A 23498-nucleotide genomic window follows, 5' to 3' on the forward strand; every position below is an offset into this window, starting at 1 on the left:
TGGCGCGCGCATCGCGCTGGGCGGCGTTGTTTACTGAGGCGCGGTACCTGGGTTGCGGGGCAGGGTGAGGGTGAAGCGCGACCCCTGGCCCTCCGCGGAGGACAGCGTGAGTGTGCCGCCCATCAACGCCGCCAGGGCCCGCGACAGCGCCAGCCCCAGGCCGGTGCCGCCGTGCTGATAGCTCACCTGGTCGTTGCCCTGGCGGAATTTTTCAAACACCGTTTCGTGCAGGTGCGCCGGGATGCCGGGGCCGGTGTCCACCACGTGGAAACGCACGGTGTCACCGGCGGTGTCCACCTCGATGGCGACCGAGCCCTCGGTCGTGAATTTCATGGCGTTGGAGAGCAGGTTGTTGAGCACCTGTTTGAGCCGCAGTCCGTCGCACAGCAGGGTGTGGGGGGCTTCGGGGTCGATGCGCACGTGGAGCGCCAGGTTCTTGTTGGCCGCCGTGACGGCGAAGAAATCAGCCGTGGACTGGACGATCTCTGCCACGTTCTGCTCGGTGGGCGTGTGGGGCATGGCGCCTGCTTCCACCTTGGCCAGGTCCAGGATTTCGGTGAGCAGGGCGTTGAGGTGTTCGGCCGCCTTGCGTATCAATCCAGCCTGCTCTTTGTATCGTGGCTGGTCCAGCCGCAGTTCCATCAGCTCGGCAAACCCCCGGATACTGGTGAGGGGCGTGCGCAGTTCGTGCGACACCGCCGCCAGGAACTCACTCTTGGCTTGGCTGGCCGAGCGGGCTTCGGCCTCGCTGACGCGCAGGGCAGCATTGGTGCTCTCCAGCTGGCGCACGCTGCGCACAAAGATGATCGCGGCACCCACCAGCGCGACGCTGAAGAGCGCCATGGTGAACAAGGCCACGTTGCGGCTGGCGCGCCATTCCTGCAAGGATTCGTCGGTGCTCGTGGCCACCACAACCAGCAGCGGATATTCGCCCACACGGCTGTAGGCATAGATGCGTTCGACGCCGTCCAGTCCACTGGAGCGCACATAGTTGCCGTTGCTCCCCAGTTCCTCCATGTTGTTGTTGGCCGCCCGCGCGATCACGCTGCCCATGCCCGCGCTCTGCCCGCCCAAGACACGGGCGCGCACGGTCCTGTCGTTGCCGATGAGGGTCACCACCCCGATGTGCCCCAGCTGCACACCCCGATAGACGTCCTCAAAATAGCCGGGGTTCACGGAGGCCACCACCAGGCCCGCGATGCCGCCGTTGACATCCGGGATCTTTCGCGATAGCTGGATGGTGGCTTTGCCAGAGACCTTGCCCACCACCGGCTTGCCCACAAACAATCCGTTGGGTGTCTGCTGCAGGCGCGTAGCCTCCGGCGCTTTCGGGTTCAGGTGCACCTGTACGTGCTCGCGCTCCGACAGATCGACATGGCCGGTTTTTTCGCCCGTGGGGTCGATGTTGCTGCCGATGAACCGGCCGTCGGGTCCTACCAGAGAGAGCTGGGTCAGGATCTGGGGCGCCAGCCCGGTTTCATTGGCGAACCGCGTGAAATCGGCCTTTTCAAAGTCGTTGGCCTGGACCGCGTCGCGCATGCGGATGGTGGCCTGGTCCACCGCCGCCATCACCCGCACAGTTTGTTCGCCCAGGCTCAGCGCCAGATTGCTGTTCTGTCGGACCTGCGCATTCATGGCATCGCGCCAGGACACATTCAGCAGGACGATTACCGTGGTCCAGGCCAGCAGCAGCACCAGGGCCGTGCCCCATGCCACCATGGTGCGCAAGGGCAGGCTCGACGGCCGCTTGGGTTGCAAGGACGGGCCGTCGGGGGGCTGATGCGCTGGGGGGGCTGCGGAAGGCGAGGCAGGGGCCGTCATGGGCGAGTGTTTAAGTAAGCAACTGCAACCATCATAGGCCTGCGGCCCGCGCGGACCGCAGGCCGGTGATTCGCGCGGCAAGTCGCCGAGCTGGGCACCCCACCTGCGGGACTCCATCACCACGCCGGCCAGGCGCACTGCCGACCCGCCCGGGCACCGCCCAATGAGCAGAACGTTCTACAACGGGCGACACCCTGGCAGGGGCCGCCAGTTCCCACAGACAACGAGACCCCTTGTTTCTGCCGGGGACGGCGGAGTGGCTGTGTTTGCTATACAAAATATAGCTGTAAGCACATGATTCACATGCGCCTTCGGCCAGTTTTGCTTCAATCCTGTGCGCGGGAGGCGTGCATGCTGTGGCGGCAACGCCGGGCTTCGCTCGCGCCCCGGCAGCTACTCAGGGGTGGGGTCTGTGGACCAGCCCCGCACCCATCAAGCCTGGGTATACGCGGTCTTCACCGTGGTGTAGAACTCCGCCGCGTAGCGCCCCTGCTCGCGCGGCCCGTAGCTGCTGCTCTTGCGGCCGCCAAACGGCACGTGGTAGTCCACACCCGCCGTGGGCAGGTTCACCATCACCATGCCAGCCTGGGCGTGGCGTTTGAAGTGCGTGGCGTGCTTGAGGCTGGTGGTGGCAATGCCGCTGGCCAGGCCAAAGGGCGTGTCGTTGGCCAGGGCCAGCGCTTCCTCATAGTTCTTGGCGCGCTGCACGCTCACCACGGGGCCGAAGATCTCTTCGCGGTTGATGCGCATGCCGGGCGTGGTCTCGGTGAACAGGGCAGGGCGCAGGTAGAAGCCGGGCGCACCGTCGGCGTTCTTCTCCAGTGCCTCGCCGCCGTAGGCGAGCTTGGCGCCCTCTTGCTGGCCGATGCCGATGTATTCCAGGTCTTGCGCGAGCTGGCGGTCGTCCACCACGGGGCCGATGTCGGTGCCGGCCTTGCGGGCGTCATCCACCTTCAGGGCCTTCATTTTCTCGACCATGGCGGCCACGAAGCGGTCGTGGATGCCTTCGGTCACGATCACGCGGCTGCTGGCGGTGCAGCGCTGGCCGGTGGAGAAGAAGCCGCTGTTGATGGCCGCGCCCACGGCCACGTTCAGGTCGGCGTCGTCCAGCACCACAAACGGGTTCTTGCCGCCCATTTCCAGCTGCACCTTGGCGCCGCGCGGCACGCAGGCGGCGGCCACGCGCTGGCCGGTGCCCACCGATCCGGTAAAGCTCACGCCCGCAATGCGCTCGTCTTCGAGCAGCACGGCGCCCACGTCCGAACCCCGGCCCATCACCAGGTTGAACACGCCGGCGGGCAGGCCCGCGCGGTGCAGGATGTCGGCCAGCGCCCAGGCAGAGCCCGGCACCACCTCGGCGGGCTTGAAGACCACCGTGTTGCCGTAGGCCAGGGCCGGGGCGATCTTCCAGGCCGGGATGGCGATGGGGAAGTTCCACGGCGTGATGATGCCGATCACGCCCAGGGGCTCGCGCGTGATCTCGATGCCCACGCCGGGGCGCACGGACGGGATCATTTCGCCACCGGGGCGCAGCGCTTCGCCCGCAAAGAACTTGAAGATGGCGGCCGCGCGGCCCACTTCGCCGATGGCTTCGGGCAGGGTCTTGCCTTCCTCGCGGGCCAGCAGGTCGCCCAGCTCGGCCTTGCGCGCGATGATTTCGTTACCCACGGCGTCGAGGATGTCAAAGCGTTGCTGGGGCGTGGACAGGCTCCAGGCTGGGAAGGCCGCGTGGGCGGCCGAGACAGCCTCCAGCGCCTGCTCGCGGCTGGCCACGGCGTAGTCGCCGATCACGTCGCGCGTGTCGGACGGGTTGGTGTTCTGGTAGGTGCGGACGCCTTCGGTCCAGGTGCCGGCGATCAGGTTTGCATGCATGGCTGTGTAGGTGTGTGGGTGGTTGAGAAAAGTCGAATCAAAGCCCCGGTGCCGGGATCATTTCGCTGAGAGAACTGCTCGCCGCAGACGGCTGCCATCCAGGCAAGCGCCGTGCGCCGGGGTTCGGCCACTGCAGGTTCATTGTTGTATGTCATCGTACAACATAAGTGAGATCTTGGGTACTGCGGGTAATTACTCATGGGACCACTGCACGCCTGCGCGGCCCACGGGGCAGCAGGCGGGCGCGCAGGGTGGGTGGTACCGGCACGGGCCTTCTGCGTCAGCTGGCCTCGGCCTGCGCGCGCCGGCGGCGCTCGCGGCTGTTGGCCAGGTGGGTGCGCATGGCGGCGCGGGCGGCGTCCGGGTCTTGGCCGACGATGGCGTCGTAGATGCTCTCGTGCTCGCCGTTGACCCGCCGCAGATACTGCCGCCGCTCATCGTTCGCCGAATCCATGGCGGCCAGGCGTGCGCGCGGAATGATCATGCTGCCCAGCGTGCCCATCAGCTCGGCGAAATGGCTGTTTTGCGTGGCGCGTGCGATTTCGAGGTGGAACTGGAAGTCCGAGGCCACGGCGTCCCGCCCCGCGTCCACGGCGGCGGCCACAGCGTCCAGCGCCTCTCGCATCACTTTCAGGTTGGCCTCGGTGCGGCGCAGCGCAGCCAGAGCGGCTGCCTCGGTCTCGACGCCAATGCGCAGCTCCAGCACGGCAATCACGTCACGCAGCGTGCTGAACTGGTCGGGCGTGATCTTGAAACCCGGGGCCTGCCCCAGGCCCAGCACAAACGTGCCGATGCCGTGCCGCGTCTCCACCAGTCCCGAGGCCTGCAGCTTGGAAATGGCCTCGCGCACCACGGTGCGGCTGACATTGAACTCGGCCATGATGGCCGCCTCGGTGGGCAGCTTGTCGCCCAGCCCCAGACGGCCGTCGCGGATGCGGTCGCCCAACGAGTCCACCAGCTCCAGGGCCAGGGTGCGGGGCTTGCGGCGGGGGGCGATGTCGGTGCTCATCTCTTGGTGTTATCCCTATGTATTGGCGGGGTTGAAAGGAGTACATTGCCTCTTCGTTGTATGACAACTGATGACGTTCAACCGCTTGTAACGCCACTGTACCAAGAACCTCCACAAAAGCCATGCCCTGTCACCCGACACCGATCCGTTTCCAGCGTTTGTTACTGACCGGAGCCGCCGGGGGCTTGGGGCGTGAGCTGCGCACGCGTCTGAAGGCGTACTGCACCACGTTGCGTCTGTCCGACATCGCCGACCTGGGCAGCGAGGCGCCCGGCGAAGAACTGCGCCCCGCGCGGCTGGAAGACGCCAGTGCCATGCTGCCGCTGCTCGAAGGGGTGGACGCCGTGGTGCACCTGGGGGGCGTGTCCACCGAGCAGCCCTGGGACCCCATCCTGCAGGCCAACATCGTGGGGGCGTACAACCTCTATGAGGCCGTTCGCAAGCAAGGCGTCAAGCGCGTGGTGTTTGCCAGCTCCAACCATGTGACCGGCTTTTACCGCCAGGACGAAGTGGTGGGCCTGCGCGACCCGGCACGGCCCGATGGCCTGTATGGCCTGTCCAAGGCGTTTGGCGAGGACCTCTCGCGCTTCTACTTTGACCGCTACGGCATCGAAACCGTGTGCCTGCGCATCGGCTCCTCCTTCCCCGAGCCGCGCAACCGCCGCATGCTGGCCACGTGGATGAGCTACGACGACCTGGAGCGCCTGGTGGTGGCCAGCCTCACGGCACCAGTGGTGGGCCACAGCATCATCTATGGCATGGGCGACAACACCACTGCCTGGTGGGACAACACACTCGCTCGCCACATTGGCTACCGCCCGCAGGACAGCTCCGAGCCCTTCCGCGCCAAGGTGGAGGCCGCAGACCCGCAGCCCGACCTGACCGACCCGGCCGTGATCTACCAGGGCGGGCCGTTTGTGCGCACCGGTCCGTTCGAGTGAGCGAACCCATGGAACTCTTGCTGCCTCACCACCAGGACCAGGTGGGCGAAAGCCCGCTGTGGAGCCCTGCCGAGCAGGCGCTGTACTGGGTGGACATTGAAGGCCGCGCGCTGCGCCGCCTGCGCTGGGCCGACCGGAAACTGATGAGCTGGACGACCTCTGAGCGGCTGGCCTGTATTGCGTTGCATGCGAGCGGTGGGCTCATCGCCGGCATGGACACCGGTGTCTTCCACCTGCAGCCTGCCGACGACGGCACTTTGGTCTGGACTCTCATTTCTGCCGTGCAGCACCCGCAAGCTGGCATGCGCTTCAACGACGGCCGCTGCGACCGCCAAGGGCGCTTCTGGGCTGGCACCATGGTGCGCGACATGTCGCTGGCCCAGCCTGCGGGCGGCCTGTACCGACAGGATGCACGCGGCCTCTCGGCGCCGCAGGTGCAGGGCCTGGTCACCCAGAACGGCTTGGCCTTCAGCCCCGATGGCGCCACCATGTACCTCAGCGACAGCCACCCCAGCGTGCAGAAGATCTGGTCGCTGGACCTGCACGACGACGGCAGCCTGGGGCCGCGCCGCGAGTTCGTGGACATGCGCGAGCTGCCAGGCCGGCCCGACGGCGCTGCCATCGACACCGACGGTTGCTACTGGATCTGCGCCAACGATGCAGGTCTGGTGCACCGCTTCACCCCATCGGGCGTGCTGGACCGCTCGCTGCCCGTGCCGGTCAGCAAGCCCTCGATGTGCAGCTTTGGCGGGTCCGACATGGACCTGCTGTTCATCACCTCCATCCGCCCCGGCCAGCCGCAGGGCAACGATGCAGCCCACGGCGGCGCGGTCTTCGTGACCCGCCCGGGCGCCCAAGGGCTCGCAGAAGTCCCGCATCAGCCCGCCTGAGCGCAGCGCGCCAACCCCATTCAACCCCGGAGACAAAGCACCATGAACGTTCCACACCTCTTTGGCCGCGTGGCCATCGCCGCCGGCATCCTGCTCGGCAGCCTGGCCGCTCAGGCCACCGAGTTCCGCTCGTCCGACATCCACCCTGAGGACTACCCCACCGTGCTGGCCGTGCGCCACATGGGTGAGACGCTGTCCAAGGCCACCGGCGGCAAGCACAGCATCAAGGTCTACGCCAAGGGCTCGCTCGGCATCGAGAAGGACACCATCGAGCAGACCAAACTGGGCGCCATCGCCATGACGCGCGTGAACGTCGCGCCCATGAACAACATCTGCCCCGCCACCATGGTGCCCACCATGCCGTTTCTGTTCCGCGACAAGGAACACATGCGCAAGGTGCTGGACGGCGCCATTGGCGACGAGATCCTGAAGGACTGCGAATCGCAGGGCTTTGTGGGCCTGGCGTTCTATGACTCCGGCGCACGCTCCATCTACACCGTCAAGAAGCCCATCAAGACCCTGGCCGACGTCAAGGGCCTGAAGGTGCGCGTGCAGCAGAGCGACCTGTGGGTCTCGCTGCTCGAAGCCATGGGCGCCAACGCCACTCCCATGCCGTTTGGCGAGGTTTACACCGCGCTCAAGACCGGCCTGGTGGACGCTGCCGAGAACAACTACCCCAGCTACGAAAGCTCGCGTCACTTTGAGGTGGCCAAGTATTTCAACAAGACCGAGCACTCGATGGCGCCCGAGATCCTGTTGTTCAGCAAGCGCGTGTGGGACAAGCTGAGCGCCGACGAGCAAAAGGCGATACGCGCAGCCGCGAAGGAGTCGGTGGTGTACATGCGCAAGCTCTGGGACGAGCGGGAGGAGAAGTCGCTGGCCGTCGTCAAGGCTGGTGGCGCTGACATCGTGGAAGTGGACAAGGCGCCCTTCAAGGCGGCCATGAAGCCGGTGTACGACAAGTTCCTGAAGGACCCCAAGCTCCAGGACATGGTCAAGCGCATCGACGCGGTGAAGTGATCCTGGCGGTCCCTGCCGCAGGGCCGTGTGCGCTGCGGCAGGTTCTATTTTTTGTCCTCTGAATGTTCTCTATGTACACGCGACTTTGCGCCTTCATCGCGCGCACCTGCCTGCAGCTCGGCGTGGGGGGGCTCGTCCTTCTGGTCTGTGCCGTGCTCTACCAGGTCATCGGCCGCTACATCTTCAACGATACCCCCACCTGGGCCGAGAGCGGCGCCGTGCTGCTGGTGCTGTACGTGACCATGCTGGGCATGGCCGTGGGTGTGCGTGACGCGGGCCACATCGGCCTCGAATCCTTCCTGGTGCTGGCGCCCGACGGGCTGCGCACCAAGCTCGAATTGCTGATCCATGCGCTGGTGCTGCTGTTCGGCATCGTCATGGCCTGGAACTGCGGCGTGCTGGCCGAATCGGTGGCGCCCTACAAGATTCCCACGCTGGGCATCTCCGAAGCCTTCAAGTACGTGCCGCCCGCCATGGCCGGCGTGCTGGTGGCCATGTTCTCGCTGGAACACATCCTTGCCATCCTGCGTGGCGTTGAAGTCGAGCCTGCCTGGCACTAAAGAGACTGGGAATCCCTTGTCCATGCCCGCCTTGCACGCCAAAACGCCCCGGCTCGTCGTTGCAAATGCTCGCCATAGCGCTGGCTATGGCTGCGCTTTGCGCCTAGATCCGGGGCGTTGTGGCGCGCCTTTCGGGCACAGCCAAGGAATTCCCAGCCTCTAAGCCCGCTCCTTAAACGTCTTCATAAAAATTCCATCACCATCATGGCGTTGACCATCCTGTGCGTGAGCTTCACGCTGCTGCTGCTGCTGGGCGTGCCCGTGGCCTTCTCGATCGGCCTGTCCTCGCTGGCCACCATCCTGTATGAAGGCCTGCCGCTGGCGGTGGGCTTCCAGCAGATGATTTCGGGCATGAACCCGTTCTCGTTTCTGGCGATCCCGTTCTTCATCTTCGCGGGCGAGATCATGATGTACGGCGGCATTGCCGACCGCATCGTCAACTTCGCCAAGAGCGTGGCAGGCCACGTGCGCGGCGGCCTGGGCATGAGCAATGTGCTGGCCTGCACGCTGTTTGGCGGCGTCTCGGGCTCGCCCGTGGCCGACGTGTCTGCCATGGGCGCCGTGCTCATTCCGCAGATGAAGAAAGAGGGCTACCACGCCGACTACGCGGTGAACGTGACCACGCACGCCTCGCTGGTGGGTGCGCTCATGCCCACGTCGCACAATCTCATCATCTTCACGCTGGCCGCTGGCGGCAAGGTGAGCATTGCGGCGCTGATCCTCGCGGGCATCGTGCCGGCCCTGCTGCTCACCATCTGCAACCTGGCTGCCGCCTACTTCGTGGCCGTCAAGCGCGGCTACCCCGCCGGCACCTTCCCCGGCTGGGAGATCGTGTGGATCTCGTTCCGCGCCTCCGTCCCCGGCCTGGCCGTGGTGGTCATCATCATTGCGGGCATCTTGTCGGGGGCGTTCACGGCCACCGAGTCGGCGTCGGTGGCGGTGCTGTGGGCGTTGATCCTTTCGGTGTTCGTCTACAAGAAGCTCACGCGCGAGCAGTTCCTCAAGGCCGCGTCCAAAGCCGTCAAGACCACGGGCACGGTGCTGCTGCTCATCGGCATCTCGTCGATGTTTGGCTACCTCATCGGCCTGTACGGCGTGGCCGAACTCACGGGCGATGCGCTCAAGTCCATGAGCACCTCGCCCTGGGTGATCTTCCTGTCGGTCAACATCATCCTGTTCGTGCTGGGCACCTTCCTCGACATGGCGGCCACCATCCTCATCTGCACGCCCATCTTTCTGCCCATCTGCCAGCAGTTCGGCATGAGCACCGAGCAGTTCGGCATCGTCATGCTCATCAACTGCGCGCTGGGCCTGAACACGCCGCCCGTGGGCACCACGCAGTTCATCGGCTGCACCATCGGCGGTATCTCCGTGGGCGAGGTGATGAAGACCATCTGGCCGTTCTACAGTGCGCTCATCGTGGCACTGATGCTGGTGACCTACGTGCCCCAGTTTTCGATGTGGCTGCCGGACCTGGTGCTGAAGGCGGGTGGCTGAGCACGGCCATGCAGCACATGAAGTGGACATGAAGTGAACGATCCGATGCGAGAACCCCTCACCATCCGCATGCATGCGGACGACAACGTCGCCATCGTCGCCAACGACGGTGGCCTGCCCGCCGGCACGGTGCTGCCCCCGGGCGTGCCGGGCGCAGGCATTGCGCTGCGCGACAAGGTGCCCCAGGGCCACAAGGTGGCGCTGCAGGACCTTGCCGAGGGCGATGTGGTGCGACGCTACAACGTGCCCATCGGTTATGCGCTCAAGGCCATCCCGGCCGGCAGCTGGGTGCACGAGCGCCTGCTCCAGATGCCATCAGCCCGCGCGCTCGAAGGCCTGCCCATGGCCACCGTGAAGCCACCGGTGCTCGAACCCCTCACGGGCTATACCTTCGAGGGCTACCGCAACGCCGATGGCTCGGTGGGCACGCGCAACATCCTGGCCATCACCACTACCGTGCAATGCGTGGCCGGTGTGGTGGCGCAGGCGGTGGGCCGCATCAAGGCCGAGCTGCTGCCGCAATACCCGCAGGTGGACGACGTGATCGGCCTGGAGCACACCTACGGCTGCGGTGTGGCCATTGATGCGCCCGACGCCATCATCCCCATCCGCACGCTGCGCAACATCAGTCTCAACCCCAACTTCGGTGGCGAGGTCATGGTGGTCAGCCTGGGCTGCGAAAAGCTGCAGCCCGACCGCCTGCTGCCCCCGGGCAGCTTCCCCATCACCGACGAGCGCGACGCGGCGCTGGGCCCCGAGACGGTGTGCCTGCAGGCTGACGAACATGTGGGCTTCATGTCCATGCTCGACCACATCGTGCAGAGTGCGCGTCCCCACCTGGAGCGCCTGAACGCGCGCCGCCGCGAGACTGTCCCAGCCAGCGAGCTGGTGCTGGGCGTGCAGTGCGGTGGCAGCGACGCGTTCTCCGGCGTCACAGCCAACCCGGCCGTGGGCTTTTGCGCCGACCTGCTGGTGCGCGCGGGCGCCACGGTGATGTTCAGCGAGAACACCGAGGTGCGCGACGCCGTGGAGCAGCTCACCAGCCGCGCCGCCACTCCCGAAGTGGCTGACGCTATCGTGCGGGAGCTGGGCTGGTACGACCGCTATCTGGACCGGGGCCGCGTAGACCGCGCGGCCAACACCACGCCGGGCAACAAGGCAGGCGGGCTGTCCAACATCGCCGAGAAGGCCATGGGCTCCATCATCAAGAGCGGCACCGCGCCCATTGCGCACGTGCTGGCCCCGGGCGAGAAGCTGCGCAGCGACCAGCGCGGCCTGGTGTACGCCGCCACACCCGCGAGCGACTTCATTTGCGGCACGCTGCAACTGGCCGCGGGCATGAACCTGCACGTGTTCACCACCGGCCGGGGCACGCCCTACGGCCTGGCCGAATGCCCCGTGGTCAAGGTGGCCACGCGCAGCGACTTGGCGCGCCGCTGGCACGACCTCATGGACATCAACGCCGGCAAGATCGCCGATGGCGAGGCCACCATTGAAGACCTGGGCTGGGAGATGTTCCACCTGCTGCTCGACGTGGCCAGTGGCCGCAAGAAGACCTGGGCCGAGCAGTGGCAGCTGCACAACGCGCTGGTGCTGTTCAACCCGGCGCCGGTGACCTGAAGTTTTAGGGGCTATGGCTCCTTGTGTTTCCCCTCCAACAGCCCTTGCCTGCAAGGGCTGTTGTCCTTGAAAGACCGCTTCGCATGGGATCTTCTCGTTTTTCCGACCGCAAGGTCGTGGTGGCGCTGGCGCTGCTCTGCTGCCTGCTCTGGGGCAGCTCGTACCCGGCCATCAAGACCGGCTATGCCTGGTTCGGCATCTCACGCAATGACATCCCCACGCAGCTCGTATTCGCAGGCTGGCGCTTTCTGGGCGCAGGTCTGATCCTGCTGGCCTGGGCCGTGGCCATGCGCAAGGCCATCTGGGGCCTGGGGCCCGGTGCCGGGCGCCCGCTGGTGGTGCTGGGCCTGGCGCAGACCACGCTGCAGTACGTGTTCTTCTACGTGGGCCTGGCACACACCACGGGCGTCAAGGGCTCGATCATGAACGCCACGGGCACCTTCTTCAGCGTGCTGCTGGCGCACTGGGTGTATCACAACGACCGCCTGAGCCACGCCAAGCTCTGGGGTTGCCTGGTGGGTTTTGCGGGCGTGATGGTGGTGAACCTGGGGCGCGGCGCGCTGGACCTGGACTTCACGCTGCTGGGCGAAGGCTTCGTGGTGATCGCCGCCTTGGTGCTGGCCGCTGCCAGCATCTACGGCAAGCAGGTGTCGCAGCGCATGGACTCGGTGGTGATGACGGGCTGGCAACTGGGCCTGGGTGGCGTGGCACTGTTGGCCATCGGCTGGACGCTGGGCGGTTCGCTCGCGGGCATCACCTGGGGATCGACGGTGCTGCTGGTGTACCTGGCGCTGCTGTCGTCGGCCGCGTTTTCGCTCTGGAGCATCTTGCTCAAGCACAACCGCGTGAGCCAGATCACGGTGTTCAACTTCACCGTGCCGGTCTTCGGTGCCGCGCTGTCGGCGCTGTTTTTGGGCGAGGCGCTGTGGGAGTGGAAGAATCTGCTGGCCCTGGTGCTGGTGTGCGCCGGCATCTGGCTGGTGACGCGCGATGCGCCTGCCGCACCGCCCGCCGCCAAATAAACTGGCGGCCATGGCTTATTCCCTTTCGCGCGACGCTTTTAGGCAAACACTCAACGGTCAGCCCACTGACCTGTACACCCTGCGCGGCGCCGGTGGGCTGCAGGTGGCGGTGAGCAACTACGGCGCCCGCCTGGTGCAGGTGGCGATGCCCGACGGGCAGGGCGGCCTGGTGGATGTTGCGCTGGGCTACGACAGCCTGCAGGGCTACCTGGATGGGCAACTGTCGATGGGCGCTCTCATTGGCCGCTGGGCCGGCCGGCTGCGCCACGGACAGCTTGCGCTGCCCGATGGTGCGGTGCTGCAACTACCCACCAACAGCGGCCCGCACCACCACCACGGCGGCCCGCTGGGCAGCCGGTTCCAGGTGTTCACGGTGACCGAGGTGCGGCCCGATGCACTGCGCCTGCAGCACATCTTTCGCACGCAGGACGACAGCGTGCCCGGCACGGTGCGGCTGACGCTGGACCTGGCCGTGGCGCCCGACAACGCGCTGCACATGGCCTGGACCGCCGAGGTGGCCGATGCGCCGACCGTGGTCAACATCACCGGCCACGCCTTCTTCAACCTGGCCGGGGCGGGGAGCACGCATGGCCACGTGCTGCAGGTACCCGCCAGCCGCTACGTGCCGTTGGCGGCCGACGTTTGCCCCACCGGCGTGCTGGAGTCGGTGCAGGGCACGCCGTTCGACTTCCAGCAGCCCCGCCGGGTGGGGGATGCCGTGGCGCAACGCAGTGAACAACTGGAGCGCGCGGGCGGGCTGGACCACTATCTGGTGTTGGGCGATGTCGGCGGCGATGTGCACCTCGGTGCGCAGCCCGCCGGGTCGCTGCAGCCACTGGCACAAGCGCTGCCCACCACGCCCGCAGGCCTGCGCCCGGTAGCGCTGCTCAGCGACCCAGCTAGCGGACGCGCCTTGCAGGTGTGGGCCACCGCGCCGGGCGTGCAGGTGTACGCCGGCCACGGCCTCTGTCTGGAGCCGATGGAATACCCCGACGCGCCCAACCACCCCGGCTTCAAAGCCCGCTGGTGGCAGCCGGGCGAGGTGGTTCGCGGGGCCATCGTCTATCGCTTCACCGGCTGATTCTTTTGCCGGGCGTTTGATTTTGGAAGGTTTTGGCACCTGGTGCTTGTTTCACAAGCGCTGGTAGCTACTCAATTGATAGCGTCACTTACTGGATTGCAGCGGCTTCGCGCAGGAGGTGGTCCCGTACCACGGCAGCCAGCCAGTCCATCACCACGCGCACGCGTTGCGGCAGGTGGCGCCGGTGGGCGTACAGCAGCGTCACGGGCATGGGCGGGGCAGGGTGGTTTTGCAGCACCTCCACCAGCAGCCCCTTGTCGATCAGCTCGCGCACGCCCAGCAGCGGTGCCTGGATCAGCCCCAGCCCGGCGGCGCAGGCACCCAGGTAGGCCTCGGCGCTGTTGACGGTGACGCGCCCGCCCATCGCGTGAAACTGGGGCGCGCCACCCGCCTCTGCGGTCTCGAACCCCGCCGAGCGCGTGCCCAGCGTGCTCACGTAGTGCACCAGGTCGTGCTGCGCCAGGTCGGCCAGCGTGCGGGGCGTGCCCTTCTTCGCCAGGTAGTCGGGGCTGGCGCAGGTGGCCACGCGCACCACGCCCAGCGGGCGCGCCACCAGGCCGGGCTCGGCCACCGGGCCCACGCGGATCACGCAGTCAAAACCCTCGCGCACCAGGTCCACGCGGCGGTCGGTGCTGCTCAGCTCCACCTGCAGCTGCGCGTGGCGCTGCAGCAGCTCGGGCAGGCGCGGCAGCACCAGCTGGCGCGCGATGCCGGTGGACATGTCGATGCGCACGCGCCCGCGCAGGTCGGCGCCCTCGGGGTGGGCGAACAGGGTCTGCAGCTCCTCCACGTCGTCCAGCAGGTCCTTGCAGCGCTCGTAGTACACCTGCCCGTCCTGCGTCAGCTGCACGCGCCGCGTCGTGCGGTGCAGCAGGCGCGTGCCCAGCTGCGCCTCCAGTTGCTGGACGGCCAGCGAGGCATTGGCCTTGGGGATGCCCAGCACCTGGGCCGCCTGCGTGAAGCTGGCCAGTTCGGCCACGTGGGCAAAGATCTGCATGCGGTCCAGGGGGTTCATGGCTTGGATTGGTTGTTTGGTTTGAACAATCAATTCAATTTTGCATGGTTTATGTTTTTCTTGGGAGTCAATAAAGTTCTCCCCATGCCCGCCGCACCCTGCGGCAGGCGCCCAAGCCCCACACCGAGGACCTTGCCATGACCGCACCCGCCAACACTCACTCCACCCCCATCGTTCTCATCACCGGCGGCAGCCGGGGCCTGGGCCGCAGCGCCGCGCTGGCGGCTGCGAAGAGCGGCATCGATGTGGTGCTGACCTACCGCCAGCAGGCCGCCGAGGCCCAGGCGGTGGTGGCCGAGATCGAAACCCTGGGGCGCCGCGCCGTGGCGTTGCCGCTCGATGTGGGCGACGTCAGCAGCTTCGAGGCGTTTGCCGGCCGGTTGTCGCAGTCCCTGCAGTCCGGCTGGCAGCGTGATCGTCTGGACTTTCTGGTCAACAACGCGGGCATGGGCGTGCACGCACCCTTTGCCGAGACCACCGAGGCGCAGTTTGACGCGCTGGTCAATGTGCACCTGAAGGGCGTGTTCTTCCTCACGCAGCGCCTGCTGCCGTTGATGAATGACGGCGGCCGCATCCTCAACCTGTCGTCGGGCCTGGCTCGCTTCGCCCTGCCCGGCTACGCGGCCTACGCGGCGATGAAAGGCGCCATCGAGGTGCTCAGCCGCTATCTCGCCAAGGAGCTGGGACCGCGCGGCATCGCGGTGAACGTGGTGGCCCCGGGCGCCATCGAGACGGACTTCGGCGGCGGCGCCGTGCGCGACAACGCGCAGCTCAACGCCTTTGTCGCCAGCCAGACCGCGCTGGGCCGCGTGGGCGTGACCGAGGACATCGGCCCCCTGGTCGCAGCGCTGCTGCAGCCCGCCACGCGCTGGGTGAACGCGCAGCGCATCGAGGCATCGGGCGGCATGTTCCTGTGATGCGGCGCCAAGCTGGCGGTGGCGGTGGTGTGGCCTGGCGGGGGCGCCGGGGGCCATCGGGGTCTAAGTTTCGTCTAAGTGTTGGTGCCCACACTGCTTTTCATCGCAACTCCGATGGCAAAGGCACCACACCATGAATACGACAACGCTCACCTCTACCCCCCGCCGCCTCATCCTGGCCCTGGTGGCCGCTGGTGCGGTGGGTGCCACGGGCGCAGGCTTCATCACCGGGCACCAGGCCCGCGCCCTGACCCCGCCCCCCGCCATCGTGGCCCAGACGCCCGCCGCCCCCGGCGGGGCCTTGCCCAGCTTCGCGCAGATCACCGCGCAAAACGGCCCGGCAGTGGTCAACATCAGCGTGACGGGCAGCACCAAGGCCGCGATGGCTGATGACGACGGCGAAGACGAAGGCCAGCCCGCCGCGCGCCAGGGCCGGGCGCCGCAGATGGACCCGAACGATCCCTTCTACCAGTTCTTCCGCCAGTTCGGCTTTCCGGGCGGCATGGGCCCGCAGGCCCAGCCCAACGTGCCCACGCACGGCCAGGGCTCGGGCTTCATCGTCAGCCCCGATGGCTTGGTGCTGACCAACGCCCATGTGGTCAAGGGTGCCAGCGAAGTCATCGTCAAGCTCACCGACCGGCGCGAGTTCCGCGCCAAGGTGCTGGGCTCCGACCCCAAGACCGATGTGGCCGTGCTCAAGATCGACGCCAAGAACCTGCCCACCGTGCGCCTGGGCAGCACCCGCGACCTGCAGGTGGGTGAATGGGTGCTGGCCATCGGCTCACCCTTTGGCTTTGAAAACAGCGTGACGGCCGGCGTAGTCAGTGCCAAGGGCCGGTCGCTGCCCGACGACAGCCTGGTGCCCTTCATCCAGACCGACGTGGCGGTGAACCCCGGCAACTCCGGTGGTCCGCTGTTCAACGCCCGTGGCGAGGTGGTGGGCATCAACTCGCAGATCTACAGCCGCTCGGGCGGCTACCAGGGGGTGTCGTTCTCCATCCCCATCGAGCTGGCCGCCAAGATCAAGGACCAGATCGTTGCCACCGGCAAGGTGCGCCACGCGCAATTGGGCGTGGCGGTGCAGGAGGTGAACCAGGCGTTTGCCGAGTCGTTCAACCTCGACAGGCCCGAAGGCGCGCTGGTGGCCAGCGTCAGCAAGGGCAGCCCTGCCGAGAAGGCCGGCCTGCAGGCGGGCGACGTGATCCGCCAGGTGGACGGTCAGCCCATCGTGGCCTCGGGCGACCTGCCCGCCTGGGTGGGCCAGGCGCAGCCGGGCCAGCAGGCCAAGCTGTCGGTATGGCGCCAGGGCAAGCCGCTGGAGCTGACCGCCACCCTGGGCGACGCCAGCGACAAGGCAATCAAGCAGGCGCGCAACGATGACGCCGTGGGCAAGGGCCAACTGGGCCTGTCGCTGCGCCCGCTGGACCCGCAGGAGCGGCGCGCGGCGGGCTTGAATGAAGGCCTGGTCATCGAGCAGGCGCGCGGCCCTGCTGCTGCGGCCGGTGTGCAGCCGGGCGACGTGCTGCTGGCCATCAACGGTGCGCCCATCAAGGACATCACGCAGGTGCGTGCCGCCATGGCCAAGGCGGGCAAGTCGGTGGCGCTGCTGATTGAGCGCGACGGCGACAAGATCTTTGTGCCCGTGCGCCTGGGCTGATCCATGGCCTGCGCCCGCCGTCGGTTGCTACCCTGCGGCGGGCGCTGCGCATCAGCGCGGCAGGGGCTCCACTTCCTTCGTCCATCGGTCGATCAGGCGGCGGCGTTCGGCGGCCTTGCCGTATTTCTCGAAGTCGTATTTGATGAGCTTCACGTTGTCCAGCGTCGGGATGCGAGGGTCCATCTTGAAGGTCTTGTTGGCAGGCACCTGGTAGCTGCCCACCTGGGCGCCCACGGCCTGGCCTTCGGGGCTCATCAGCCAGTCGTAATATTTTTTGGCGTTGTCCATGTTGCGCGCGCCCTTGACCAGCGCAATGCCGCCCACCTCGTAGCTGGTGCCTTCACAAGGCGCCTGGGTTTTCACCGGGTACTTGTCGGCCTTCCACTTCTCAAAGTTGAACATGAAGGTGATGCCCACACCCACCTCGCCCTTGGCCACGTTGGGCGCCTGCGCCTGGCCGCTGCGGGTGTAGGTGGTGGTGTTCTTGTGCAGGGCCTTGAGGTATTCGAAAGCCTTGTCTTCGCCCATCAGTTGCACCAGCCCTGCAATCACGGTGTAGGCCGTGCCGCTGGAGGCGGGGTGCGAGATTTCGACCTCGCCCTTGTAGGCGGGCTTGATCACGTCGGACCAGCACTGGGGCTCGGGCAGCTTTTTCTTCTTGAGCGTTTCGGTGTTGTAGCCAAAGCCGATGGCCGAGCTGTAAAAGCCCCCCACCTGGTGGCCCGACATGGCGTACTGGCGCACGCTCCAGCTGTGCAGGTCATGCAGGTAGGCGGGGCGGTATTCGGCCAGCAGGCCTTGCTCGGCCGCCTGCAAAAAGGGGTCGCCCGTGCCGCCCCACCAGATGTCGGTCTTGGGGTTGTTGGCCTCGGCGCGCAGCTGCGCGGCAATCTCTCCCGTGCCCTTGTGGGCCTGGTTCACCTTGATGCCCGTCTTGCGGGTGAACTCCTTGGCGGCTGCTTCGCACCAGGGCGCGTCGGTGCTGCACAGCGCGTTGACCACACCCTGCGCCTGGGCGCCCGTGGCAGACAGTGCCGCCAGCGCAACGGCCGCAGCAACGTGGTGGAGAGGGGGAAATGTGATTGGAATTGCCATCGGTCTTGCTCCTTGTCTTTTGTCGTAATGGCCCGGCCCCTGGGGCGGGCGGTGTGCGCGTGGCGCTTTCATTGTGACAGTGATGTGTCAAATTCAAGTCGTTCTGGCAGCCCGGTGCTGTGCCAGCGTCCATGCCGCCGCTATCCTTGGCAGCCAGCCCTTTTCCTGCACTCCTGACCGACCGACCTTTCTGCCCCCTTGCCATGCGCCTGCTGCTTGTTGAAGACGATTCCATGATCGGCGAAGCCGTGCTGGACCTGCTGCGCGCTGAGCAGTACGCGGTGGACTGGGCGCGCGATGGCGATGCGGCTGACACGGCCTTGCGCACCCAGGCATACGACCTGGTGCTGCTGGACCTGGGCCTGCCCAAACGCGACGGCCTGGCCGTGCTGCGCGACCTGCGCGCCCGCAAGAACCGCACCCCTGTGCTGGTGGCCACCGCGCGCGATGCCGTGGCGCAACGCATCGAGGGGCTGGATGCCGGGGCCGACGACTATGTGCTCAAGCCCTATGACCTGGATGAGCTGCTGGCCCGTATCCGTGCCCTGCTGCGCCGCGCAGCGGGCCGTGCCGAGCCGGTGTACGAGCACCAGGGCGTCAGCATCAACCCCGCCACGCGCGAGGTGACCGTGCGCGGCACGCCCGTGGTGCTGTCGGGGCGCGAATGGGCGGTGCTGGAGCCACTCATTGCGCGGCCCGGCATGGTGCTGTCGCGCCAGCAGCTGGAGGACAAGCTCTATGGCTGGGGTGATGAGGTGAGCAGCAACGCGGTGGAGGTCTACATCCACGGCCTGCGCAAGAAGCTGGGGCCCGAGCTGGTGCTGAACGTGCGCGGTGTCGGGTATCTGGTACCGAAGATGTGATGGAAAAAATCTCACACACCTTTCAGGCCCTGCTCCCGCGCTCCTTGCGCATGCGGCTGCTCATGTTCCTGCTCGCCGCCATCGTGCTGGCCGGGGCGGTGCAGGGCGCACTGGCCTACCGGGGGGCGCTGGAAGAGGCCGATGCGCTGTTCGACTACCACATGCAGCAAACCGCGCTGGCCCTGCGCTCGGGCCTGCCGGTGGATGCGCAGGGTCTGGGCCCGGGGCTGGACCCCGAGGACGAAAACCACGAATTCATCGTGCAGGTGTGGACCAACGAGGGCCTGCGCATTTTTGAATCCGCCGTGGGCGCCGCCCTGCCGCAGATTGCCGTGCTGGGCTTCACCAACGTGCAGGCGCGCGGCGGCACCTACCGGGTGTTCTCGATGCAGACCCGCTCGCAGGTCATCCAGGTGGCGCAGAACATGGCCGCGCGGCGCGACATGGCCCGTAGCCTGGCACTGCGCACGCTGGCGCCGCTGGCCATCATGGCGCCGCTGCTGGTGCTGGCCGTGTGGTGGGGCGTGAGCCGGTCGCTGGCCCCGGTGGAGCGCGTGCGCCGCCAGCTGGCAAAGCGCCAGGCCGACGACCTCTCCCCCGTGAGCGATGCGCAGCTGCCCGATGAGGTGCAGCCGCTGGTGAGCGAACTCAACCTGCTGTTCGAGCGTGTGCAGCACGCGTTCGAGGCCCAGCAGCATTTTGTGGCCGACGCCGCGCACGAGCTGCGCTCCCCCCTGGCCGCACTGCGCCTGCAACTGCAAGGCCTGCAGCGTGCGGGCGACGATGCCGCGCGGGCGGCCGCCGTCGAACGCCTGTCGGCCGGCATCGAGCGCGCCACGCGGCTGGTCGAGCAGCTGCTCACCCTAGCGCGGCAAGAGGCCAGCACGGCCGTGAATGACCCTGTGGACCTGCGCGCCACGGCGCAGCTGGCGCTGGCCGATGTGGCCCCCGCCGCCCAGGCGCGCAGCATGGATGTGGGCCTGCTGGACTCTGACGCTGCCACCGTCACCGGCAACGCCGAGGCCCTGCGCATGCTGGCCCGCAATCTGCTGGACAACGCCATCAAATACAGCCCTCCCGGCGGCCAGGTGGACCTGCAGGTGCGCCGCGAGGGCGACCACGCCGTGCTCACCGTGGAAGACAGCGGCCCCGGCATCGCCTCCGAGCACCGTGAGCGGGCCATGCAGCGGTTTGTGCGCGTCACCGCCGACGGTGCCCCCGGCAGCGGCCTGGGCCTGGCCATCGTGCAGGCCATTGCACAGGGCCATGGCGCCACCGTGGCGCTGGACAGCTCGCCGCGCCTGGGCGGCTTGCGGGTGACTGTTCGGTTTGCGGCCGCCAAGCCTTGAGCTGTGTGATGACTGATTGCTATTAATTGGATAGCTGGTCAGGCATATTGCACTAGCGCTACCAGCCAAAAATCCCTCAAAAGCACCCGCAGAGTGCTTCAAAACGCCTCGTCACGTGTGCGCCACGCCGCCAGAGGCCTGCCCCGCACAATGCGGGGGTAGCGCGCAGGCTGTGTCAGTTCCCGATCTGCCTGCACCCACTTCCACCTCAGCACACACGCATCGGCATGAACTTCATCGTTTTGGGCGCAGGCGCCATTGGTTGTTATGTGGGTGGGCGCCTGGCCGCGCACGGCCAGCCCGTGTGCCTGGTGGGCCGCCCGCATGCGCTGGAGCCCATCGCGCTGCACGGCCTGAAGGTCACCGACCTGGACGGCTTTGACCGCACCGTGCCCGCGTCCTCATTGCAACTGGCCCCCACGCTGGCCGATGCTGCGCCCAGTGCCGACAGCGTCATCCTGCTGTGCGTCAAAAGCGGCGCCACCGAGTCGGCCGCGCGCGAGCTGGCGGCGGCCTGTGCGCCCGGCACGCCGGTGATCTCGCTGCAAAACGGCGTGGACAATGTGGCCCGCATCGCAGCCCTGGCGCCCGGCCTGAACGTGCTGGCGGGCATGGTGCCCTACAACGTGGTGCTGCGTGGCGCGCACGTACACCGCGCCACCGCAGGCCATTTGAAGCTGCAGCGTGACTCGGTCACCGAGCGCATCGCTCCGCTGTTCAACGCCGCCGGCCTGGCCACCACGCTGCCGCCAGACATCCGCGCCGTGCAGTGGGGCAAGCTGCTGCTCAACCTCAACAACCCGGTCAACGCGCTGTCCGACCTGCCCCTGCGGCAAGAGCTGTTGGACCGCGACTGCCGCCGCGTCTTTGCCGCGCTGCAGACCGAGGCGCTGCGCGTGATGGCGCGGGCGGGCATCACCCCCGCCCAGGTCACTGCCGTGTCGCCCACGCTGCTGCCCCATGTGCTGCGCCTGCCCAACTGGCTGTTCACCCGGCTGGCCAAGCGCATGCTGCAGATCGACGCCACGGCCCGCTCGTCGATGTGGGACGACCTGGAAGCCGGGCGCGTGACGGAGATTGACGCGCTGTGCGGCGCCGTGGTGCGGCTGGCGGCGGCACTGGGCATGGCAGCGCCGCTCAATGCGCGCATGTGCGAGCTGCTGGGCGGGCCGCGCCAGCGCCTCACGGGCAAACAGTTGCGCCAGGTTCTGGGGCTGTGATTGCGGCTGTGGCTTCGTGATCAGGCCACGGTTGCCGCGCTGTCCAGCGGCACGCGCAGCCCCGTCTTCAGGCTGGCCAGCGCCACCGAGGTCCGAAAGCGCTTGATGTTGTCGTCCCCCTCAAACAGCCGCCGCGTCAGCGCCTCGTAGTCCGCCATCGACGCCACGTTCACCACCAGCAGGTAGTCCGCCTCGCCCGTCACGCTGTAGCACTGCTGCACTGCGTCTTCGGCCGCAATGCGCGCGCGCAGCGGGGCGGTGCGGTCGGGGCGCTCGTTGTCCAGGTGCACCTCCAGCACGATGGTCAGCGGCTTGCCCACCTTCACCGGGTCCAGCACGGCCACGTTGGCGCGGATCACGCCGCTGTCCTTGAGCCGCTGGATGCGCCGCTGCACCGCAGGCGCCGACAGATTCACTGCCTGCGCAATCGCGCGCTGGGGCGTGGTGTTGTCGGCCTGCAGGATGTCGAGGATGGCGAGGTCAAAGCGGTCAAGTGCTGCCGGAGTGGTCATGGGGCTCCTCGGAACAGGTTCTCAGGGTGAGCGAAAGTTGCGCGCAAGCCCCGAAATTCGAGCCAAAAACGCGTCGGGGTCGCACTATATTTTCAGCCCATGAGCGCTTCCCCCCTCCGTTCTCTTTTGCACCGTTTCTTCCCCTTCCTGGCCGTGCTGGGCTCCGTCACCGCACTGGGCATCGGCACCTCATGGGCCAAGCACTGGCTGTTCCCGGTGGTGGGAGCGCAGGGCACCACCGCCGTGCGCGTGGGCTTTTCTGCACTGCTGGTGTTGCTGCTGTGGCGGCCCTGGCGCTGGCACCTGTCGCGCGCGGACGCGCGGGCCGTCATGCTCTACGGCGCGGCGCTGGGCGGCATGAACCTCATGTTTTACATGTCGCTGCGTACCTTGCCGTTTGGCCTTGCGGTGGCCATCGAGTTTGCGGGACCACTGGCGGTGGCGATCTGGTCATCGCGCCGCGCGGTGGATTTTGTGTGGGTGGCGCTGGCCATCGCCGGCCTGGGCATGCTACTGCCGCTGGGGCTCAACGGCAGCACGCTGGACCCGGTGGGCGTCTTCTACGCCCTGGGCGCGGCCGTGTTCTGGGGGCTGTACATCGTGTTCGGCAAGCGCGCCGGGCACTTGCACGCGGGGCATTCGGTATCGCTGGGCCTGCTGGTGGCCGCGTTGGTGGTGGTGCCCGTGGGCGTGGTGCATGCGGGCGCGGCGCTGCTGTCGCCCACCGTGCTGCTCATTGGCGTGGCCGTGGCGGCGGTGTCCAGCGCCATCCCGATCTCGCTGGAGATGATGGCCCTGAAGCGCCTGCCCAAGGAGGCCTTCGGCATCATGATCAGCATGGAGCCCGCCGTGGCCGCGCTGGTGGCCATGGCGCTGCTGGGCGAGCACCTGAGCGCGGCGCAGTGGCTCGCCATCGGCTGCATCATGGCCGCGTCGATGGGCAGTGCCATGACGGCTGCGCGCCCCGCTGCTGCCGACCACACGGCGCCGCAAGCGGCCTGAAGGTGCGTGCTGGCGGAGCGGTGCTGCCAAGCGGGTGGTGCCATGGCACGGCGCATTGCCTGACAGGCGTGCGGTCTGCCGGCTGGCTTGATTGGTTGGGTTGCAGGGCTAAAAAAGGACTGTGACGGCACCCCCTTGGCGCCGTCGTCCCCTGTCCAAGGAGCCCATCATGATTCCCTCCACCACCCCTTCCACTACGGTCACCGCACCCGTGGACGAAGACCTGGCCGAGCAAGCACGCCCCGGCTACGGCATCCCGTCGCAAGATCCCCGAACCGGCGCCCAGACCGCGCTGGAGCCCGAAGACGCAGAGCGCGAAGCCCACTCCGCCCTGATGGGCGGCGGCATGATGGCCGGCGCCGCAGCCGGCGCTGCCGTGGGCGTGGCCGTCGCGGGCCCGGTGGGTGTTGTGGTCGGTAGCACCTTGGGCGGCATTGCCGGTGCGCTGGGAGGTGCCGCTGCGGGCACCATGGTCAGCCCGGATGATCCTTCGGCCGAGGCTGTGGAAGGCGATCACCCTGCGTAGTCTGCGTGA

The 23498-nt window shown here is 67.3% G+C and carries 21 protein-coding genes; 15 read left to right on the forward strand and 6 right to left on the reverse strand.

Annotated elements, in window-relative coordinates:
* Nucleotides 1-30: 30 nt before the first annotated feature.
* The 3 genes from C8C99_RS01180 to C8C99_RS01190 form a co-directional block, all read right to left on the reverse strand.
* On the reverse strand, nt 31-1821 hold the full coding sequence (locus tag C8C99_RS01180; RefSeq protein ID WP_233247140.1) for an ATP-binding protein: 1791 nt from the start codon (nt 1819-1821) through the stop codon (nt 31-33).
* 432 nt (nt 1822-2253) lie between these two features.
* Nucleotides 2254-3693 (reverse strand): aldehyde dehydrogenase family protein, encoded by a 1440-nt coding sequence (locus C8C99_RS01185; protein WP_108624669.1) that lies wholly within the window; start codon nt 3691-3693, stop codon nt 2254-2256.
* Between the two features lie 280 nt (nt 3694-3973).
* A complete protein-coding gene (locus tag C8C99_RS01190) occupies nt 3974-4702 on the reverse strand; it encodes a FadR/GntR family transcriptional regulator (RefSeq protein WP_056637252.1) in 729 nt (242 codons plus the stop codon).
* A 122-nt stretch (nt 4703-4824) separates the two neighbouring features.
* Between C8C99_RS01190 and C8C99_RS01195 the strand changes: the two genes are divergently transcribed.
* The 8 genes from C8C99_RS01195 (at nt 4825) to C8C99_RS01230 (ending at nt 13333) form a co-directional block, all read left to right on the forward strand.
* Complete coding sequence (locus tag C8C99_RS01195) at nt 4825-5643, forward strand: NAD(P)-dependent oxidoreductase (RefSeq protein WP_108624670.1); 819 nt, start codon at nt 4825-4827, stop codon at nt 5641-5643.
* A gap of 8 nt (nt 5644-5651) precedes the next feature.
* Nucleotides 5652-6533: an SMP-30/gluconolactonase/LRE family protein gene (locus tag C8C99_RS01200; protein WP_108624671.1), complete on the forward strand. Its 882-nt coding sequence runs from the start codon at nt 5652-5654 to the stop codon at nt 6531-6533.
* Between the two features lie 42 nt (nt 6534-6575).
* A complete protein-coding gene (locus C8C99_RS01205; protein ID WP_056637245.1) occupies nt 6576-7553 on the forward strand; it encodes a TRAP transporter substrate-binding protein in 978 nt (325 codons plus the stop codon).
* Between the two features lie 71 nt (nt 7554-7624).
* Nucleotides 7625-8113 carry a TRAP transporter small permease gene (locus C8C99_RS01210; RefSeq protein WP_056637243.1) on the forward strand — a complete coding sequence of 163 codons (489 nt, stop codon included), beginning with the start codon at nt 7625-7627 and terminating at the stop codon, nt 8111-8113.
* Between the two features lie 204 nt (nt 8114-8317).
* Complete coding sequence (locus tag C8C99_RS01215) at nt 8318-9610, forward strand: TRAP transporter large permease (RefSeq protein ID WP_108624672.1); 1293 nt, start codon at nt 8318-8320, stop codon at nt 9608-9610.
* Between the two features lie 45 nt (nt 9611-9655).
* Nucleotides 9656-11230, forward strand: a complete 1575-nt coding sequence (gene garD, locus C8C99_RS01220; RefSeq protein WP_369866885.1) for a galactarate dehydratase — start codon at nt 9656-9658, stop codon at nt 11228-11230.
* Between the two features lie 83 nt (nt 11231-11313).
* The gene (locus C8C99_RS01225) at nt 11314-12252 is read left to right on the forward strand and encodes a DMT family transporter (protein WP_108624674.1); all 939 of its coding nucleotides are present in this window, start codon (nt 11314-11316) and stop codon (nt 12250-12252) included.
* Nucleotides 12253-12262: 10 nt separating this feature from the next.
* The gene (locus tag C8C99_RS01230; RefSeq protein WP_108626997.1) at nt 12263-13333 is read left to right on the forward strand and encodes an aldose epimerase family protein; all 1071 of its coding nucleotides are present in this window, start codon (nt 12263-12265) and stop codon (nt 13331-13333) included.
* Nucleotides 13334-13421: 88 nt separating this feature from the next.
* On the opposite strand, the gene C8C99_RS01235 is transcribed toward C8C99_RS01230, so the two are convergent.
* On the reverse strand, nt 13422-14348 hold the full coding sequence (locus C8C99_RS01235) for a LysR family transcriptional regulator (protein ID WP_199226275.1): 927 nt from the start codon (nt 14346-14348) through the stop codon (nt 13422-13424).
* A 137-nt stretch (nt 14349-14485) separates the two neighbouring features.
* Between C8C99_RS01235 and C8C99_RS01240 the strand changes: the two genes are divergently transcribed.
* Together C8C99_RS01240 and C8C99_RS01245 are read left to right on the forward strand one after the other, a co-directional pair.
* On the forward strand, nt 14486-15265 hold the full coding sequence (locus C8C99_RS01240) for an SDR family NAD(P)-dependent oxidoreductase (RefSeq protein ID WP_056637228.1): 780 nt from the start codon (nt 14486-14488) through the stop codon (nt 15263-15265).
* A gap of 133 nt (nt 15266-15398) precedes the next feature.
* On the forward strand, nt 15399-16922 hold the full coding sequence (locus C8C99_RS01245; RefSeq protein WP_108624675.1) for a DegQ family serine endoprotease: 1524 nt from the start codon (nt 15399-15401) through the stop codon (nt 16920-16922).
* 51 nt (nt 16923-16973) lie between these two features.
* Here C8C99_RS01245 and C8C99_RS01250 read toward each other — a convergent pair whose 3' ends face one another.
* Nucleotides 16974-18017, reverse strand: a complete 1044-nt coding sequence (locus tag C8C99_RS01250; protein ID WP_108624676.1) for an ABC transporter substrate-binding protein — start codon at nt 18015-18017, stop codon at nt 16974-16976.
* 203 nt (nt 18018-18220) lie between these two features.
* Between C8C99_RS01250 and C8C99_RS01255 the strand changes: the two genes are divergently transcribed.
* The 3 genes from C8C99_RS01255 to C8C99_RS01265 all read left to right on the forward strand — a co-directional run bounded on the left by C8C99_RS01255 (nt 18221) and on the right by C8C99_RS01265 (nt 21449).
* On the forward strand, nt 18221-18880 hold the full coding sequence (locus tag C8C99_RS01255) for a response regulator transcription factor (RefSeq protein ID WP_015015552.1): 660 nt from the start codon (nt 18221-18223) through the stop codon (nt 18878-18880).
* Complete coding sequence (locus tag C8C99_RS01260) at nt 18880-20229, forward strand: ATP-binding protein (RefSeq protein WP_108626999.1); 1350 nt, start codon at nt 18880-18882, stop codon at nt 20227-20229. The genes C8C99_RS01255 and C8C99_RS01260 overlap by 1 nt, the downstream gene beginning before the upstream one ends.
* Nucleotides 20230-20456: 227 nt before the next feature.
* Nucleotides 20457-21449, forward strand: a complete 993-nt coding sequence (locus tag C8C99_RS01265) for a 2-dehydropantoate 2-reductase (protein WP_108624677.1) — start codon at nt 20457-20459, stop codon at nt 21447-21449.
* A 20-nt stretch (nt 21450-21469) separates the two neighbouring features.
* Here the strand turns inward: C8C99_RS01265 and C8C99_RS01270 are convergent, their stop codons facing one another.
* Nucleotides 21470-21961, reverse strand: a complete 492-nt coding sequence (locus C8C99_RS01270; protein WP_108624678.1) for an Lrp/AsnC family transcriptional regulator — start codon at nt 21959-21961, stop codon at nt 21470-21472.
* Nucleotides 21962-22060: 99 nt separating this feature from the next.
* On the opposite strand from C8C99_RS01270, the gene C8C99_RS01275 reads away from it, so the two are divergent.
* Together C8C99_RS01275 and C8C99_RS01280 are read left to right on the forward strand one after the other, a co-directional pair.
* The gene (locus tag C8C99_RS01275) at nt 22061-22963 is read left to right on the forward strand and encodes an EamA family transporter (protein WP_108624679.1); all 903 of its coding nucleotides are present in this window, start codon (nt 22061-22063) and stop codon (nt 22961-22963) included.
* Between the two features lie 169 nt (nt 22964-23132).
* Nucleotides 23133-23489, forward strand: a complete 357-nt coding sequence (locus tag C8C99_RS01280) for a hypothetical protein (RefSeq protein WP_108624680.1) — start codon at nt 23133-23135, stop codon at nt 23487-23489.
* Nucleotides 23490-23498: the final 9 nt, after the last annotated feature.

Source organism: Acidovorax sp. 107 (assembly GCF_003058055.1).
Lineage (GTDB): Bacteria > Pseudomonadota > Gammaproteobacteria > Burkholderiales > Burkholderiaceae_C > Acidovorax.